The 19,036-nt window shown below is 69.1% G+C and carries 6 protein-coding genes; 4 read left to right on the top strand and 2 right to left on the bottom strand.

Annotated elements, in window-relative coordinates; all coding sequences use genetic code 11:
• The first annotated feature begins 419 nt into the window (after positions 1-419).
• On the top strand, positions 420-14,024 hold the full coding sequence (locus AB4061_RS15595; RefSeq protein ID WP_441635228.1) for a filamentous haemagglutinin family protein: 13,605 nt from the start codon (positions 420-422) through the stop codon (positions 14,022-14,024).
• Positions 14,025-14,115: 91 nt separating this feature from the next.
• The gene (locus AB4061_RS15590) at positions 14,116-14,538 is read left to right on the top strand and encodes a hypothetical protein (protein WP_441635226.1); all 423 of its coding nucleotides are present in this window, start codon (positions 14,116-14,118) and stop codon (positions 14,536-14,538) included.
• 7 nt (positions 14,539-14,545) lie between these two features.
• Here the strand turns inward: AB4061_RS15590 and AB4061_RS15585 are convergent, their stop codons facing one another.
• A complete protein-coding gene (locus tag AB4061_RS15585; RefSeq protein WP_441635224.1) occupies positions 14,546-15,088 on the bottom strand; it encodes a GNAT family N-acetyltransferase in 543 nt (180 codons plus the stop codon).
• Between the two features lie 107 nt (positions 15,089-15,195).
• Positions 15,196-15,990, bottom strand: a complete 795-nt coding sequence (locus tag AB4061_RS15580; protein ID WP_441635222.1) for an IclR family transcriptional regulator domain-containing protein — start codon at positions 15,988-15,990, stop codon at positions 15,196-15,198.
• Between the two features lie 182 nt (positions 15,991-16,172).
• Between AB4061_RS15580 and AB4061_RS15575 the strand changes: the two genes are divergently transcribed.
• Positions 16,173-17,828 (top strand): acyl CoA:acetate/3-ketoacid CoA transferase, encoded by a 1,656-nt coding sequence (locus AB4061_RS15575; RefSeq protein WP_441635220.1) that lies wholly within the window; start codon positions 16,173-16,175, stop codon positions 17,826-17,828.
• A gap of 190 nt (positions 17,829-18,018) precedes the next feature.
• The gene (locus tag AB4061_RS15570) at positions 18,019-19,017 is read left to right on the top strand and encodes a Bug family tripartite tricarboxylate transporter substrate binding protein (RefSeq protein ID WP_441635218.1); all 999 of its coding nucleotides are present in this window, start codon (positions 18,019-18,021) and stop codon (positions 19,015-19,017) included.
• Positions 19,018-19,036: the final 19 nt, after the last annotated feature.

Below are 19,036 nucleotides of genomic sequence, written 5' to 3'. Positions count from 1 at the left end.
CCCCCCCTCTCATCAGACTCTTTTCTGCCTGACCCACACTACCGTCTCGCCACCTCGCGCTCCACTGCGGGGACGGGGCGCGTTCATACCATCTTTTCTTTACGAGTAAAGAAAAGTGACACCTCCATGTGCGTAAACGGCCAACCCCGCACAGCCGCGCCAGCAGCTAGAAGCAATAAAACATCGCCCACCCACGTCAGCAGCAACCCCAAGCCCGCTTAACACCCCCCTATCCCCCTGTCACGAAATCTTCAAATAAAACCTTGCCGATTCCCCCGCGCCCAACGGTCTAGATCCCAGGAGCATCGACGGCGCTTGCCATCGATGGACATGATCGCAGTGCCTGCTCGCCAAGCCATGCCAAGCAATGCCGGCCGAGCGGGCCACGCCGAATGAGCTAGACGGGAATGGAAGCCAGAATGAACATGCGCGTTCACTACAAGAAGATGCCCTCGCGACAGACAACGCGATTCAGCAGAACGGTACTCACGATCCGACCGCTGGCCCACGCCATCGCATTGCTCGTGGCGGCCGGCGGCAGCATGCAGAGCGCGCATGCGCAACAAGCCTTCAGCCGCGCCTGGATGGCGCAAAAGAACCTGATGCAGGACACGGCGGCGGCAACTGGCCGCTTGCCCAACGGCCAGCCCGCCGCATCGCTTACCAACCCGCAGGCGCAACAGCAACGCGCCAACGAACAACTGCAACGCTCCATCGACAACCTCAACGTGGCCGCGCGCGGCATCGCCGCCATGCAGGCCGCGCAGGCCGCCGCGCGGCAGGCGGCGATGAACGATGCGTCGGTGCCCGATGGCCTGGCCGAAGGCGGCCTGAAGGTGGATACCAACAGCCTGAGCGCGGGCTGGATCAACGCGAGGCCGCTGGACAAGGAAACCGGGCAGAAGGTCGTCGACGGCAGGACGCAGGTTACCGTGCGGCAGACCGCGGACAAGGCCATCCTGAACTGGGAGACCTTCAACGTCGGCCGGAACACGACGGTGCAGTTCGACCAGCAGCCGAGCTGGGCGGTGCTCAACCGCGTCAACGATCCGCAGGCGCGGCCCAGCCAGATCCAGGGGCAGATCAAGGCAGACGGCACGGTGATGATCGTCAACCGCAACGGCATCGTGTTCTCGGGCAGCAGCCAGGTCGATACGCGCAACCTGGTGGCGGCAGCAGCGGGCATGACGGATTCGCAAATGCGCAAGGGTCTCTACAGCGATGCGCTTGGCGTTGGCAATGTGCCGACCTTTGCCAACGACCTGGTCACCACCCCGAGCACGTCATCGAACGGCAATGCCACGGGCGACGTGATTGTCCAGGCCGGCGCGCGCATCGAAACGCGCAAGCCGCAATCGGTGACCGAAGGTGGCGGCTATGTACTCCTGGCCGGGCGCGAAGCGCACAACCACGGGTCCATCTCCACGCCGGGCGGGCAGGTCACGCTGGCCGCCGGCGACAGCTTCATCATCCGCAGGGGCGTTGGCACCGATGCCAACCAGGATTCGAGCACGCGCGGCAACGAGGTCAGCGTGCAGCGCAACACCGGCAGCCTGGCGGGCCGCGTGAGCAACAGCGGCTTTCTGCAGGCGGCGACCGGCGACATCACGCTGGTTGGCCGCAGCGTGGAGCAGGCCGGCGTGGCGCTTGCCAGTACCTCGGTCAACACGCGCGGCACGCTACACCTGAAAGCCGCGGGAGACGCCGAGAGCCGGGTGATCCTGGCGCCCGGCAGCGTCAGCGCCATCCTGCTCGACGACAGCAACGCGACGGCCTTGGACGCGCAGCGCGACGTGCTGATCAAGGACTCCGCCCGGCCGAGCGATGGCGCCTACAACCGGCGCGACCAGTCTCTGGTGAAGATCGATTCCAGCGGCGACGTCGACTTCCAGTCCGACTCCATGACGCTCGCCACCGGCGGCCAGGTGATGGTGGGCGCCGTGCGCCGCACGCGCGTGGCGGACCGCGCCGCGATCGACGTGGCCGGCGCCGTGGGCGTCAGCGTGGCGATGGAATCCAACAATGTCATGATCAACGTGCAGGGCAACGAGCAGCGCGACGCCCCGCTCAACCGCGACAGCAAGCTGCTCAACAACGCCAATATCTGGATCGACCGCCGCACGCTGGTGCGCGTCGCCGCGGGCACCAACGGCTATGCCACCGAGCGCATGTACACGGGCGGGGGCCTGCTGGAAGTCAGCGGCTACCTGAGCACCGGCGGCCACAGCATCGGCGAATGGGCCGCGCAGGGCGGCACCGTGGGCTTCAGCGGCGGCGAGCTGGTCACGCAGGCCGGGTCCGGCATCAACGTCTCCGGCGGTTCGCTGAACGTGCAGAGCGGCATCATCAAGCAGACCTGGCTCAGGGGAGCCGACGGGCGCTTGTACAACCTGGCTACCGCGCCTGCGGACAACCTCTACACCGGGCTGTACCGCGGCTTCGAGAACGCGCACGCGCGCTGGGGCAAGAACACCACGGAATACTTCCTCAGCCCGCTGATTGCGCCGGGCGAGCGGCTGGAAAACGGCTACACGCTCGGGCGCGATGCCGGGCGCGTGGTCGTTGGCACGCAGTCCGCGGTGCTCGAAGGCCATGTCGACACCACGGTATTCCAGGGCGATCGCCAGCGCGAGGCGCGTGATGTCAGCCTGGACGGCTACAAGCAATCGCAGATCGCCGCGCCACGTGCCGGCCAGCTGATCGTGGGGCAGCTCACGCCGATCTACGACAACAAGACCGGCATGCTGCGCGACAGCCCGCAGGCACTGGTGAAACAGGTGGAGATCGGCGCCGTGCCAGGCATCGCGGATGGCCTGGCCATGACGGACGCGCTGCCCGACGAGCGCAAGGGCAAGTTGCGCCTGGATGCCGGGTGGATCAATGGGCTTGGCCTGGGCGCCTTGAAGGTCTACGCCAGGGACGGCATCGACGTTGGCGCCGCCGTGCAAGTGGCCGCGGGCGGCGACCTCGCGCTGCATGCCACGCAGGTGGACGTGCGGGCGGACCTCGCGGCGCGTGGCGGCCGCATCGCGCTGGGCAACATGCTCAATCAGTACACCAGCAGCGCCGGTGGCGCCTGGCTAGACGTGCCGGTGGTGGCGATACCGGCCAAGGGCTATACGCCCGGCGTTTCGGTGGGCGACGGTGTCACGCTGGATGGGCGGGGGCTGTGGTCCAACCTCGAGCTGGACTTCACCCGGATCGGCGGGCTGCCCTACGTCAACGGTGGCGCGATCACCATCAGCAGCACTGGCGACGTCACCCTTGGCACCGGCAGCGTGCTGGATGTGTCGTCGGGCGCGGCGTTGCTCGCCGGCAACAAGGTGCAGGGCGGGCGGGGCGGCAATATCACGCTGTTGTCCAACCAGAACGACGTCGCCGGCAACGGTTCCGGCGCCTTGCGGATGAACGGCGAACTACGCGGCTACGGCGTTAAGGGCGGGGGGACGCTCACCATCGACACCGGCGTGGGCATTGCCATCGGCGGCGGCTTGCTGGCCGACAGCGGTTTGTTGCCGGCGGGCCAGTCGGTATCGGTCAACCTGACGCTGGCGCAGCCGGTCACGCTGCCGGCCGGCACGGTGCTGTCCAGCGATTTCACGTACGCGGCGGACACTGTTGCGCCGGGCCAGGCGATGCAAGGCAACCCGTTGTTCAGCACGACGCGTAAGGTCACGCTGCAAGCGCCGTGGCTGGTGCCGCGCGGCACGACCTGGAACTTCGCGGTCATCGACGACAAGGGCCGCTTTTATGCCAACGGCAACATCGCCCCCGCCGGTACCGTGCTGGTAGGCTCATCGGGCGACCTGGCACCGGGATACGTGGTGCCGGCGGACGTCTTTCCCAACGGCATCCCCGTGCCCGAATTCAATAACACCCTGCTGGCCGGCACGCCGTTGCCCAAGGACGTGGTGCTGGCCGAGGGCGCCAGGCTGCTGGCCGGCACGAAGCTGCCGGGCGCGGTGGCGGTCAAGCCGCTGCTGGTGATCGGCAACGAGGTGTTCCAGAGCGGCTTCTCGCGCTACGCTGTGGCCGCCCAGCAAGGCGTGCAGGTGGCCCGGGATGCCAACGTGGCGGTAGCCATGCCGGTGCTGCGCTTTGACGCCGCCGCGGGCCACGCGGTGGCCAGCGGCGCCGATCCGGCGCAAGTCCTGGAGCGCTGGCTGCCGCCGTTGTGGCAGGAAGACCCGCTCAAGGCCACGCTGGCCCAGCGCGGCGGCGCCGACCTGGCGTTGTCGGCCGGCTCTGTCTACACCCAGGCGCCGCTGGTCGTCGGGCAGGGCGCCACCGTGACCGTGGATCCGGGCCGTGCGCTGACCCTGCAGGGCAATGGCCAGATCACCGTCGAGGGCACGTTGAACGCCTGGGGCGGCAATATCGCATTGCTGCCCGGCAAGCTTGGCACCGGCAACCAGGCGGACCGGCCCAACGGCATCGGGAATGCCATGTCGATCTGGATCGGCAACGGCGCCGTGCTCGATGCCGCCGGCCGCGCGGTCACCGCCGTCGACGCACGCGGGAACGCATACGGCAAGGTGGGCCAGGGTGGCACGATCGAGATCGGCGCGCGCCACAACCTGGACGCTACCCAGATCGACGCCGCGGACGCCTTCGTCGTGGTTCGGCCCGGCGCGCGCATCGATGCCTCTGGCACTTCCGCGCGGCTGGACCTGCCCGGGCTGGGTGCCACGCAGGTGGCGAGCGACGGTGGCGTCATCGCGCTGAGTTCCTTCCGCGGCCTGTTCCTGGACGGCAGCCTGCGCGCGGCTGCCGGCGGCCAGGGCGCCGCCGGCGGCACGCTGGCGCTGAACCTGGAGACGCCGGCCTACGGTCCGGTGGACAACTATAGCCAGAAGAGCCCCAGCGTCGAGGACGCGGTGCGGGCCGCGCGCGAGCTGGTGGTGGCGCAAACGCAGGGCGCCACCGCGCTGGCGGCCGGATTGCGGCCTGGCGAGCGCGATGCCGCCCTGGCCTACGGCGCCGGGCGCATCGGCGCGGACCGCATCGGGGCAGGCGGGTTCGACAACGTCGCGCTGCTGGCCAACGGCTTGATCAGCTTCGATGGCAACGTCAACCTGGCCGTGGGGCAGAGCTTGCGCCTGACGACCAGCGCGATCGCGCTGGCGGAGCATGCCGCAGCCGGCACCCAGGTCAGCCTGGCCGCGCCCTATGTCCGCCTGGCCGGCACGACCCGCGTTCCGCCCGACTTCTACTACATGCCCAACCCCACTGTGAACACCACGGGCGTGCCGCTGGTGTCGCAAGGCACCCGGTTGCAAGTCGAGGCGGACCTGCTGGACCTGGTGAGGGCCACGCAGATCGGCGTGCGCGGCGTCATCAAGCGCAACGCCGACACATCGCTGGCGGTGGAGCGAGGTGCCTTTGACGAAACGACCCTGCGCAGCCGCGGCGACATGCGCATGTACCGCGACGCCTCGCTGAACGTACCCGGCAACCTCACGCTGGCGGCCGCGCAGATCTACCCGGGCATGGGCGATAGTGGCTCGGTGACGGTCGGACAGCGCAGTTTTCTCGACAACTACGGCAACGTCCAGCGCGAATTCGACCCGGCGCGCCACCTCAACATCGAGCGCGTGGGCGATGAGTTGCCCGCCATGCCCTATTCCGTCTTCGGCCGCCTGAGCTTGAGCGCCCCGACTATCAACCAGGGTGGCGTGGTGCGGGCGCCGCTGGGCAACCTCGAGCTGGGATCGGCGGGCTATGGCGCTGTGACGGAGCACCTGAACCTGCTGCCGGGCAGCGTGAGCTCGATCAGCGCCAACGGGCTGGTCATGCCCTATGGCGGCTCGCTGGACGGGCTCAGCTATCTGCAGGACGGCAAGGACGTGGTGTTCAACGGCGTGGGCAATGGCCCCGCCATGACCCTGACCGGGAAGACCATCGACGTGCGGCAGGACGCGGTGCTGGACCTGCGCGGTGGCGGCACGCTGACCGGCGCGGCCTTCCTCGCCGGGCGCGGTGGTTCGGTGGATGCGCGCATGAACCCGCTGGTGCAGGTCGGTGCCCGCGGCGGCTTCACCTTGCCGGGCCTGTCGACCAACCCGGTCTATGCGATCGTGCCGGGCGTGCAGCCCGGCTATGCGCCGGTGGTGGCGGAGAAAGGGGCCAGCGATCCGGCCATCGGCCGCCAGATCACCATTGGTGCCGGCGTGCCGGGCCTGCCCGCCGGCACCTACACGCTGTTGCCTTCCACCTTCGCCTTGTTGCCCGGCGCGTTCCGCGTCGAGCTCAACGGGCTTGGCAATGGCACGTTGGCGGCCGGCGGCGCCATGGCCATGCGCAATGGCTCGTACGCGGCCTCGGCGCAGCTGGGCGTGGCCAACACAGGCATCCGCAACGCCGTGCCTACCCAGGTCTTCCTGACGCCAGCCGACGTATTGCGCAGCTATTCGCAATATAACGAGATGAGCTACGCGGATTTCGCGCTGGCCCAGGCCGCCCGCGAGGGCGTGCCGCGCGTCCAGCTGGAGCGAGACGCCAAGACACTGCGCTTGTCCTTCGCGCCGACCACGCCGCGCGCCCCTGGCGATGAACCTGTCCTGCACTTTGCCGGGCGCGCCTTGTATGCGCCCGCCGCAGGCGGCTTTGGCGGCAGTGCGCTGATGATGGGCGAAACCAGCTACGAAATCCTGGCCACCGGCGCGGCGCCGACGCCGGGTTTTAGCGGCACCTCTCTATACGCGGCCGATATCAATGCCATCGGCGCCTCGCGCATCGGCATCGGCGGGTTGCCGTCAGTGCGCTATGTCGACTACACCGGCAGCAGGCAACGCGCCAACATCGCCACGTTCGATAGCGGAGCGTGGAGCATCTTCCTGCGCGAAGGCGCGGTGCTCAAGGCCGCCGAGGTGTACCTGGTGACCAATACCAAATCGGGCGGCATCTTCGTGGAGCAGGGCGGCGGCATCAATACGCTGGGGCAGGGCAAGGCCGCCTGGGATGCCACCAACGGCTATGTCTACGACCCGGGCTCCAGCAGCGTGCTGGCGGTCTCCAATGGCTGGCTGGACATGCTGGCGCCGGGCTACAGCGCGGATCCCCTCCGGGGCGCGGGCCGCATCGACATCGGCGCCTGCAGCCCGGGCGCCGTCTGCCACGGCACCACGCCGCTGTATTCCGAAGGCACCATCGCTGCCTCGACCGATCAGAGCTTCAACCTGCGCGACGCGGTACGCTACGGCACGCGCAACCTGGTGTTGTCGGTCGGCGGCATCAACGCGGGCAACCAGGCCACGCTGGCGGACCTGGCCGCGCGCAGTGCATTGCCGCCAGGCCTGACGCTGAATCAGGAGGTGCTGGACCGGCTCCTGAAGGGCGACACCAGCACCGGCGCGCCGGCCCTGGAGAACCTGACGCTGACCGCGCGTGACGCACTGCGCTTTTATGATTCGGTGGCGCTGTCCACCATCGACCCGGCCACCGGCAAGTCCTCGCTCGCGCGCCTGGTGCTGGGCACGCCGGCCATCCAGGGCTATGGCAATGCGGATGCGCTGGCCCGCATCCACACCGACATCCTGGTGTGGAACGGCGCGACCAACGCGCCGGGGCTGGTGGCAACCGGCGGCGCCGGCACGGGCAGTGGCCGCCTGCAGGTCGACGCGAAGCAGATCGAGTTCGGCTATGGCCCGAACAGCCGCCCCGACACCATCCACGCCATGGACCGGATGGTGCTGGGCTTCACGCAGGTCGACCTCAACGCCAGCGAGCGCATCACCGCCAACCAGAAGGGGTCGCTCGCGGTCTACCAGTCGCAAGGCGCCTGGGACGACGCCGCCAAGGGCTATGCCTATAGCGGCGGCAACCTGAATCTCAACACGCCGCTGCTGACCGGCCAGGCGGGCTCGGTCAACAAGATCACCGCCGGCGGCGACATCCGCCTGACGGCGCCCGCCGGTGCCGCCGCGCCGGCCTTGTCCGGCAAGGCCCTGGCCGAGGCCCTGGGCGCGGAGATCGCGCTCAACGGCAATAGCGTGGCGCTGGACAGCACCGTGATCCTGCCCAGTGGCAAGCTCACCGTGTCCGCCGAGCGCGACGTGGTGTTGCGCGACGGCGCGCGGCTCGACCTGGCTGGGCGCAAGCTCGATTTCTATGACGTCAGCAAGTACAGCTGGGGCGGCGACGTGGTGCTGGAAAGCCGTGCCGGCGACGTGCGCCAGGCGGCGGGCGCGTTGATCGACGTTTCCGCCAAGGAGAACCGCGCGGGCAAGCTCACCGTGCTCGCGCTGGGCGCGGGCGCGGGCACCATCGACCTGCGCGGCAGCGTGCTGGGCGGCAGCAGCGGCCACTACGATGCCGGCGGCACCCTGGTGCCGTTCGCGGCCGGCGGGGCGGATATTCGCGCGCAGCATATCGCCGATTTCACGGGGCTGAACCAGCGCCTCAACGACGGCAAGCTCTCCGGCATCCGCAGCTTCCAGCTCAAGCAGGGCGACCTGGCCATCGGCGACGAGCTCAAGGCGCGCGAGGTCAGCGTGTCGGTGGACGGCGGCAAGCTCACCGTGACCGGCACCATCGACGCCAGCGGCGAGCAGGTCGGCAGCATCCGCCTGGCCGCGCGCGACGGCGTCACCATCGGCGGCGGCGCGCTGCTCGACGCGCACGGCACGGTGCTGCGCGTGGACAGCTACGGCCAGGTCATCGAAGCGCCCAACCGCGCCACCATCGAGATCAACGCCGGCACGGGCCGGCTCACGCTGGCGAGCGGCGCGCGCATGGACCTGCGCGCCGGCACCGGCGCCGGCGCACAGTCGCTCGGCACGGTCGAGCTCAACGCCCCGCGCCTGGGCGGCGCCACCGGCAACGATATCGACATCGACGCCAGCGGCGCGCTGCGCATCGACGGCGCGCGCTCCATCGCGGTCAACGGCTTCTGGACTTACAAGGACGCGGCCTGGGGCACCGACCCGATGGCCGACGGCCGTCCCTACCAGGTCATCAACCAGGCCTACCTGGACGCCAAGCACGCAGACAGCCTGGCGTTCATGGGCAATGCGCTGGCCAACGCCGACCTGATGAACCGCAAGCTCGCCGGCCTGCGCGGCTACGCGGACGCTTTCCACCTGCGCCCGGGCGTGGAGATTGTCAGCGCCACGCCGGATGGCGACCTGCACATCGATGGCGACATCGATCTGTCGCGTTACCGCTATGCCAGCGTCAACCCGCGCACGCAGCAGACCAGTGTCTATGGCTCCGGCGAAGCCGGCGCCCTGGTGCTGCGCGCGGGCGGCAACCTGAACGTCTATGGCAGCCTGACCGATGGCTTCGATGCCTCGGCGCTGCCGGTTACCCCGGACGATCAGGGCTGGGTCTTGGTCAAGGGCCGGGTGCCCTGGGGCGGCGACGTCGTCATCCCGCAGGGCCAGCTGGTCACGCTGGCGGAAGACACCTTCTTCCTGTCCGGCCGCACGCTCAACTACGACCTGCCGATCAAGGCCGTGAGCCTGCGTCCCGGCACGGTGCTGCCGGCGCGCGCCACGCTGGCGGCGGACCTGGTCCTGCCAGCCGGTACGATACTGGGCGGGGCGGTGCGCGATGCGCAGGGCAACGTCGTGCAGGCGGCGGGCACGGTGCTGTCGCAGCCGCTGACGCTGGCCAGCGGCATGCAGCTCGACGCCGGCAACCGGCTCACCGGCGGGGCCAGCGTGGCGGCCATGACCTGGCCGGCCGGCGTGCCGCTGCCGCAGACCGGCACGAGCGTGGATACCGCACCAGGGGTCTACCTGGCGAACGCGCTTGCCTTGCGCAAGGGCGCGGTGATCCCGAGCGAAACGGTGGTCAAGCTGCCGGACGACGCGGTCATGGTGTCGCTGCGCCCAGGAGACGCCAGCGGCAACCAGGGCCGCAACTGGGCGCTGGCGCCGATGCTGCCCGAGGGCTCGCAATCGTGGTCGGTGCGGCTGGTGAGCGGCGCGGACACGCAGGCCGCGGACACGCGTGCCTTGCAGGCGCGCAGCAAGCAGGCGTCCATGCTGCTGGCCGACACCCACTACGGCCTGGTCTCGGCGAACGTCTTATTGCCGGGCACCGGCCTGCCGGGCGAATACGTGTGGGCGGGCAATTCGCTGGAAATCATCGGCATCGAGCCCGGCACGCCGATCAACCTGGACGAATGGGGCGGGGAGGAAGAGGTCAAGAACCTCAACGACCAGGGATATGGCCTGCTGGTCGTCAAGGTCAAGGACGGCACGCCGCCGGTGTACAGGGCGCAGCTGCAGCCGGCCCGCCAGCAGCTTTTCAGCGTGCTGCGCACCGGCACCGGCGACCTGGACCTGATCTCGGGCGGCGACTTCACCATGACTTCGCCGTTCGGCGTCTACACCGCCGGTACGCAGTCCGCCGGCGTGGGCGCGGCGTACAACCTGCCACGCGCCACCGCCTTCGACGGCACGCTRCTGGGCCCGGATGGCACGACGTTTGCGCCGTATATCGACGGCGGCAGCCAGAGCCTGTACCGCGCCTGGTATCCGGAGCACGGCGGCAACGTGCTGGTACGTGCCCAGGGCGACGTGAAGGGTGACCTGATCGGCGTCAGAGGCGGCCAGTCCCGGACCGACGCGATCGGCGTCCTACGCGCCCACGTCGGCTCCACCGCCGTTGGCAACTGGCTGTGGCGCCAGGGCACCGGCAGCGCCGTGACGGGCAGCGAAGGCGTGCCCACCGCCTGGTGGGTCAACTTCGGCAGCTATGTGGCCGGCCCGACGGAAGGCTACGACTTGTTCGCGAAAGCGCCGTTCCTGGTCGGGTTCACCGGCATCGGCACGTTGGGCGGCGGCAACCTGGTGCTGGAGGCCGGCGGCGATGCCGGCATGCTGTCGTCGCGCATGACGGCATCCGGCAACTATGTGTCGCGCAGCCAGGGCCTGAACCTGGCGGTGGCCAGCACGGGCCGCGTTTCGGCCGATGGCAAGCAGCTCACCCTGGCCGGCGGCGGCGACCTCGACATCCGCATCGGCGGAGGGCTCAATCCGGTGGCGGAAGTGCGCGCCTTCTCCTCGCAGACAGGTGACGTCACGCCGGCCACCCGCTTCTCGGGGGTCTATAGCGATATCAACAGCACCTTCGTCAACCTGCGCGGGGCGTTGCGCATGGAGGCCGGTTCGGTGGGCGGCATCGAGCTGCGTTTCGACCGCGCGGATCCCGCCGAATCGCGCGCCTACGACGTGTACAAGGCCACGTCCTCCATCGCCAGCGGCGGCCCGGTGCTGGTACCCGGCGATGCCGGCGTGCGCATCGACGCGCGCGGCGACCTGGTGCTCGGCGGCGTGGGCGACCCGGGGCGTGTGGCGCTGGTCAACAACGGCACGCCGTTCCGGGCCAACGGCGCTAGCTACACCGGCGACGGCTGGACCTGGTTCTCGCTGTGGACGCCGGGCACCGCCATCGACCTGTTCAGCGCGGGCGGTAATCTGACGCCGTCCACCGCGGCGGCGGACAATGGCTCTGCCGGCAACCATACGGCGACCGACGGGCGTTTCATGATGCCGTCGGTGCTGCGCGCGGTGGCGGCCAGCGGCAGTTTCTACTACGGCAATTCCAGCACTGGCGCCATCGATGGAACTAGCCGGCCGGTCCAGTCCAGCACCACGCTGATGCTGGCCCCGTCGCCGGTGGGGCCGCAATACGCCCACACGGGCGCGGGCCAGCTGGAGCTGCTGGCCGCCGACTCGATCTACGCCGGCGGCTATGGGATCACGCAGTCTGGCGCCGATCCCACGGCCCTGCCAAATCCGTTCAACGCCGCGTTCAGCGGCAGCACGGTGAAGATCGTCTACGGCACGCTGAAACTGAGCAATATCAGCCCGGACGGGCTGGCTGCCAGCGTGTTCCTGGCGAACAACGGCGGCGCAGGTACGTACCAGGCGTACCCGTTGTTCAGTTTCACGCCGCCCACGGCCTCGGGCTACGCGGTCCCCGGCAGCCAGCCGGCGCGCTTCTATGCGGTCGATGGCGATATCGTCGGCCTGCGCACGGGGTCGATCATTTCTCGTGCCAATGGCGTCGGTTCGGCCCTGACGTTCGGTAACTGGTATGAAGGCGGCGGACCGGTGGCGATCCGCGCGGGGCGCGACCTTGTCAATGCGGGTACAGCGCTGGGCGAGGCCGAAGACGTGCCCGCCGATGGCCACGGCTGGTACATTCCTCCTCGCCGCGGCGACGGCACCTTCGCCGAAAAGCCGGTCGCGGTCCTGAATGCCAGCGCGCGTGGCAACCTGATCGTGCACAACAACCCTGACGATGTGTCCGTGGTCTCGGCCGGCCGCGACATCCGCCTCAGCAACTTCTACGTGGCCGGTCCCGGCTTGCTCGAAGTCACCGCCGGGCGCGACCTGTACATGGCCGACCGGGCCGAGCTCAAGAGCATCGGGCCGGTGGCCAACGTGACCCCGGGCGACCGCGGCAGCGGCGCCAGCATCGCGGTGGCGGCGGGCGTGGGCCGCAACGGGCTGGATTTCAACGCCTTCGCCAAGCGCTACCTGGATCCCGCCAACCAGGCGGATGCGGGCCGCGCCCTTGCTGACCAGCCGGGCAAGGTGGTGGCCGTCTATGGCGGTGAGCTAAAGCTGGCCGACTGGCTGCGCGCCCAGTTCGGCTACGCGGGCGACGAGGCCGGCGCGCCGGCCTACCTGCAAGGCAAGCAGGCGGAGCTTGACAGCGCGCGCCAGCAAGCCTTGGCGGCCGGCGCGGCCGCCGCTAACCGCGACCTGCGGCGCGAGTACGGGCTGGCCAGCCAGCTGCACCTGGTCAACTGGCTGAGTGGCCGCTTTGGCGGGCATAACGGCCTGGGCCTGCACTTCGACGCGGCCAGCATGGACGCACGGCAGTTTTTCGCCGCGTTGCCGCCCGAGCAGCAGCGGGCCTACCTGCGCAACGTGTACTACGCCGAGCTCAAGGCCGCCGGGCGCGAGTACAACCAGGCGGGCGGCCCGCGCGAAGGCAGCTACCTGCGCGGACGCGAGGCCATCGCCACGCTCTTCCCCACGCATGACGCGCAGGGCAACGCGCTTGCCTACCAGGGCGACCTGACCATGTTCAGCAGCGCCAACTACTACGCCCCGGTCTCCGGGGCGCTCGCCACCAAGCGGCCGCTCAAGGGCGTCACCTACCTGCGGCGCGACGAGTACAAGGCGGCCGGCAACCCGTACAACATGGGCGTGTACGACCTGCTGGACGCCGGCATCCATACGGACTTCGGCGGCGACATCGACATCATGACGCCGGGCGGGCGCACGCTGGTCGGCGTCGATGGCGGTTTCGTCCCGGGCGAGGGCTCGGGCGTGCTGACGCAGGGCGCCGGCGACGTCCAGATCTACGCCAGGGACAGCATCCTGCTGGGGCAGAGCCGCATTTTCACCACCTTCGGCGGCAACATCCTGGCGTGGTCGGCGCAGGGCGACATCAACGCCGGGCGTGGCTCCAAGTCCACCGTGGTCTACACGCCGCAGCGGCGCGTGTACGACAACATCGGCCTGGTCACGCTGTCGCCCACCACGCCCAACACCGGCGCGGGCATCGCCACGCTCAACCCGGTCCCAGAGGTACCGCCGGGCGACATCGACCTGATCGCGCCGCTGGGCACCATCGACGCGGGCGAAGCCGGCATCCGCGTGTCTGGCAACATCAACATTGGCGCGCTGCACGTGGTCAACGCCGAGAACATCCAGGTGCAGGGCAAGGCCACCGGCATCCCCGTGCTGGCCGCGGTGAACGTTGGCGCGCTGACCAACGCCAGCGCGGTGGCTTCGCAGGCGGTGGGCGCGGCGCAGGACGCGCTGCAGCGCGAGCGCAGGGCGGCGCGCCAGGGCTTGCCCTCGATCTTCACCGTGCGCGTGCTCGGCTTTGGCACGGACACGGATGAGGCAGCGCCCAAGGCGAGGGAAGGGGCCAAGGCGCCGCCGGCCAGCTACGACCCCAACGGGGTGGTGCAGGTGCTGGGCCAGATGGACCTGAGTGAGTCGCAGCTCAGCCAGTTGAGCGCCACGGAGCGCCGCAATCTCCGGCGCTGAGCCCCTGGCGGGGGCGCTCCCGCGCGCGCGCGGGCTGCGATGGCGCCACCCGTGGTGGGCGTGGCAAGTGTTGTCATGGAGCGTGGCGACATTGGCTGCGCCTACCTTCCTCACCATCGGCGTGCTGCTGATGCAGGACGCGCGCAGCGATCATCCGTTCTTCTGGCCGTCGCTGATGGGGATCGTGGCGGCAGCCAACGCCGTGGCGATCCTGCGCATCAACCACCTGCACCGGCACGCCGCCTTCACCGGGCGCGCGGCACTGGCGCTGCGGTATTCGTGCGCCGGCATGTCGGCGGGCTGCGCCATGTTCCTGGTCCTGGGCTGGGGCACGGGCGTGCTACCGGAGATGGTGGCGGCGATGGCGGGTACGGTCGACGCGGCTGCGCCAGCAGTGGCGACGGCGCCGTGGAGCGCGGCGATGGCCGTGGTGTTCGGCGTTGGCTCCTTCGCGCACGCCGGCGTGCTGCATGCGTGGATCGGCTTTTGCCATGCGCAGGAGGGGGCTGGCTAGCGGATGGCTAGCCAGCCTTGCGCACCACCGGCCGCGTGAAGATCAGCGCGGTCTCGGTGCCGGCGGTGTCGGGGTCGTACAGGTCCCAGTCCAGCCCGCACAGCGAGAATCCCAGCGCGCGGTAAAAGCCGATGGCCGGGTAGTTGGTGTTTTGCGTTTCGGCGCGCAGGCAGCGGGCTGGCGTTGCTAGCAGCAGGCGGTTGATTTCCCCCAGCAGCACGCGGCCGATGCCGGTGCCGCGGAACGCGGGCGCGACGAAGATGGCGCTCAGCAGCGCAGACCGGTTCCAGGCTTCGAGCCTGACGGCGGCAAAGCCGCCGATGTCGCCGCTTGCGCTCTCGAACACCAGCGCGTGGTCGGCCTTGGCGCAATCCTGCTCGAAGCCGGACGGGTCGTAGTGGTTGAGCACGGGCTGGCCCAGCACCTGCTCCACGAGCCAGATGCCCAGCGGGCCGCTTTTGACCGCGTAGATGCGATCGGTCTCGTAGGTGGTGTCGAGCTTGAGGATGCCGGCGCCGTCACGCGCCCAGTCGAGCGGTCTGATAGTCATGCGGTGATGCTTTCACGTGCGGTGCGTGCCGGCCTTGACCCGTTTCCCATTCTAGGCGGCCCGCCCTGGTTGTGCATTGCCCATGCGCCGCTTGGGCGCCGATGCCCTCAACGCCGGCGCAGCAGCGCTTCGAGCTCCCCTGCGGCGTGCTTGAGCACCGGCAGGTAGTGCTGCTCCAGGTGCGCCGCGCCACGGCTGCCCAGCACCATGCTCAGGCCCAGTCCCGCCACCACCTTGCCGGACTCGGCGCGCACCGGCACCGAGATGCCGGCGAAGCCGTCCACCAGTTCGCTGATCAGCGTGCAGTAGCCGTCGCTGCGCACTTGCTTGAGCGTGCGCGCCAGCGCCGTGCGCGAGCTGACCGTAAACGGGGTGAGCTTGCGTAGCTGCGCGGTGGCAAGGTAAGCCTCGAGCGCCTTGTCGTCCAGCCCGGCCAGCAGCACGCGGCCGAGCGAGTGGGCGTAGGCCGGCATGCGCCGCCCCACGCCCATGTCGACGCGCAGGATCTGCGGCGGCTCTTCGCGCGCCACCAGCGCCACCGATTCGCCGTCCAGCACGCCCAGCGAGCAGGTTTCCCCCGTCTGCTCGGAGAGCGCCTTGAGGTAGGGCGCGGCCAGTTGCGGCAGGTTCATCGACGCAAAGTACGCGTAGCCCAGGTCCATCACGCGCGGGGTGATGGAAAAGTCCCGGCCGTCCTGCGCGACGTAGCCGTTGTGCTGCAGGGTCAGCAGCAGCCGCCGCGCCGCGGCGCGGGTCACGTCGAGCTGTTCCGCCACGTCCTGCATGGTGAGGCTCCCCGCGCCGGAGGCGAACAGGCGCAGCAGCGCCAGGCCATTGGTCAGCGAATCGAGCAGCTCTTCCTTTTTCTGCGGGTTGGCCGGGGGCGCTTCGGGGCTGTTCATAGCGTGGGGAGACGGAAATAGGGTGATTTTAGTGCGATGAACGCACTTGCGCGATGCCGGCATGACTACGTATGATAGGTGTTTTGCGAACAAATGTTCGCGGAATGTGTGGTGCTGAGTGCGGTCCGGCGCAGTGCGTGCAGGCGGCACGCCGCGCCGAGAAGAACACGATGGAGACAGCCATGAAGGTCATCAGCGCGCAGCAGGCGGCTGCGCTCGTGCAATCCCGGTGGACGGTGGCGAGCGCTGGTTTCGTGGGCGCCGGCCATGCCGAGGCGGTGACGGACGCGATCGAGCGCCGTTTCCTGGACGCCGGCATGCCGCGCGACCTGACGCTGGTGTATTCGGCGGGGCAGGGCGACCGCGGCGCGCGCGGGGTGAACCACTTCGGCAATGCGGGCATGACCGGGCGTATCGTGGGCGGGCATTGGCGCTCCGCCACGCGCCTGGCCTCGCTGGCCATGGCCGAGGCGTGCGAGGGCTACAACCTGCCGCAGGGCGTGCTGACGCACCTCTATCGTGCCATCGCCGGCGGCAAGCCCGGCGTGCTGACCAAGATCGGCCTGCACACGTTCGTTGATCCGCGCACCGCGCAGGACAGCCGCTACCACGGTGGCGCCATCAACCGCAGCGCGCAGGCGGCGATTGCCGAGGGCCGCGCGAACTGGGTCGAGGCGGTCGATTTCCGTGGCGACGAATACCTGTTTTATCCGAGCTTCCCGATCCACTGCGCGCTGATTCGCTGCACCGCCGCCGATACGCGCGGCAACCTGAGCACGCACCGCGAGGCCTTTCACCACGAACTGCTGGCGATGGCGCAGGCGGCGCACAACTCAGGCGGCATCGTGATCGCGCAGGTGGAGTCGCTGGTGGATCACCACGACAACCTGCAGGCCATCCACGTGCCCGGCATCCTGGTCGACTACGTGGTGGTGAGCGAGAACCCGGCGCATCACCAGATGACGTTCGCGGAGCAGTTCAATCCGGCCTACGTGACGCCGTGGCAAGGGGAAGCCGCCAGCAACGCCAATGCCGCCAACGCCGCCAGCGCACCGGCGCCAGAGGTGCCGGCCGTAGCCCCCGTGCTTGATGCCCGCACCATCGTGCAGCGGCGCGCGGTGCTGGAGCTGGCGCGCAGGCAGCCGCGCGTGGTCAACCTCGGGGTTGGCATGCCCGCTGCCGTCGGCATGCTGGCGGTGGAGGCTGGCGTCGAAGGCTTCACGCTCACGGTGGAAGCCGGCCCGATCGGCGGCACGCCCGCGGATGGCCTCAGCTTTGGCGCATCCGCCTATCCGGAAGCGATCGTCGACCAGCCGGCGCAGTTCGATTTCTACGAGGGCGGCGGCATCGATCTCGCCATCCTCGGGCTGGCCGAGCTGGACGGGCACGGCAACGTCAATGTCAGCAAGTTCGGCGAAGGTGCCGAAGCGCTGATCGCCGGGGTCGGCGGCTTTATCAACATCACGCAGAGCGCCAAGGCCGTGGTCTTCGTTGGCACGCTCACCGCCGGTGGCCTGGAGGTGCGCGCCGAGGACGGCGCCCTGCGCATCGTGCGCGAAGGCCGCGTGAAAAAGATCGTGCCGCAGGTCTCGCACCTGAGTTTCAACGGCCCTTATGTGGCCTCGCTCGGCATCCCCGTGCTCTACATCACCGAGCGCGCCGTCTTTGAGATGCGCCCCGACGCCATCGGCGCGGAGCACCTGACCCTGATCGAGATCGCGCCGGGCATCGACCTGCAGCGCGATGTGCTGGACCAGTGCGCCACCGCGGTCACCGTGGCGCCCGACCTGCGCACCATGGATGCGCGGCTGTTCCGCTCAGGTCCGCTGAAGCTCTGAGGCTCTAAAGCTCTAAAGCCCTGAGGCGCGCTGCGCCGCCGCCCGATAACAAACGACCGGCCATGACCGGTCATGGAGGAGGCCATCGAAGCTTTGTCCTGTCTTTCCCGTTGGTTTTGCTGGATCGCCGACGTGCGCGCAGGCTGTCAAGCCGGCACGCGTCATTGCTGGATTACGTTTCATACTCATCATGCAGAAGACAAGCCGTCGTATTTTCTCGCGCCGCCTGGGTGCGGCCATCCTGGGCGTTTCGCTGCCGCTGTGCGCGCCGCAGGCCTTCGCGCAAGCCTATCCGTCCAAACCGATCCGCCTGGTGGTGCCGTTCCCGCCGGGCGGCCCGACCGATACCGCCGCGCGCATCATCGGCCAGAAGATGGGCGAATCGCTCAAGCAGACGGTGGTGGTGGACAACCGCCCGGGCGCCTCCGGCACGATCGGCGCGGAAGCCGTCGCCAAGAGCGCGCCGGATGGCTACACGCTGATGGTGCTGGCCACGCCCACGCTGCTGGCGCCGCACCTGATCAGCCGCAAGGGCTACGACATCTTCAAGGATTTCACGCCGATCGGCTCTGCCTACGACCTGCCCATCGTCATGGTGGTCAACCCGCAGGCCATGCCCGACGTGACTGACCTGCAGCAATACATCGCCCGCGCCAAGGCCAAGCCCGGCGCGCTCAACTACACCAGCGCCGGCAACGGCAGCTTTGGCCACCTGTCCACCGAACTGCTCAAGAGCACCGGGCATGTCGACGTCCAGCACGTGCCCTACAAAGGCAGCGCGCCGGCGATCTCCGATCTGCTGGCCGGCCAGGTGCCGATGATGTTCTCCGACATGATCGCGGCGCTGCCGCACATCAAGGCCGGCAAGCTGCGTCCCATCGCCGTGGGCTCGGCCAAGCGCGTGAGCTTCACGCCCGATGTGAAGACGGTGGCGGAGCAGGGCTTTCCCGGTTTCGAGGCCACCGCCTGGGGCGGCCTGCTGGCCCCCGCCGGCACGCCCAAGGACGTGATCGCCAAGTTGTCGGCCGAACTGAAGGCGGCGCTGGCCGATCCCGTGGTGCAGGAAAAGATGCTCGGCGCGGGCACGGTCGCTGCCTACCAGCCGCCTGAACAACTGGCGTCGCGCATGCGCAACGACTACAAGAAGTGGGGCAAGGTGATCCAGGACAACGGTATCAAGAGCGACTGAGTCTGGTCGGGCGCGAAAC

Origin of the sequence: Cupriavidus sp. YAF13, assembly GCF_052113425.1 — a bacterium.
Lineage (GTDB): Bacteria > Pseudomonadota > Gammaproteobacteria > Burkholderiales > Burkholderiaceae > Cupriavidus.
Note: the sequence above shows the minus strand (reverse complement) of the source record. Positions and strands in the feature narration are given on the sequence as shown.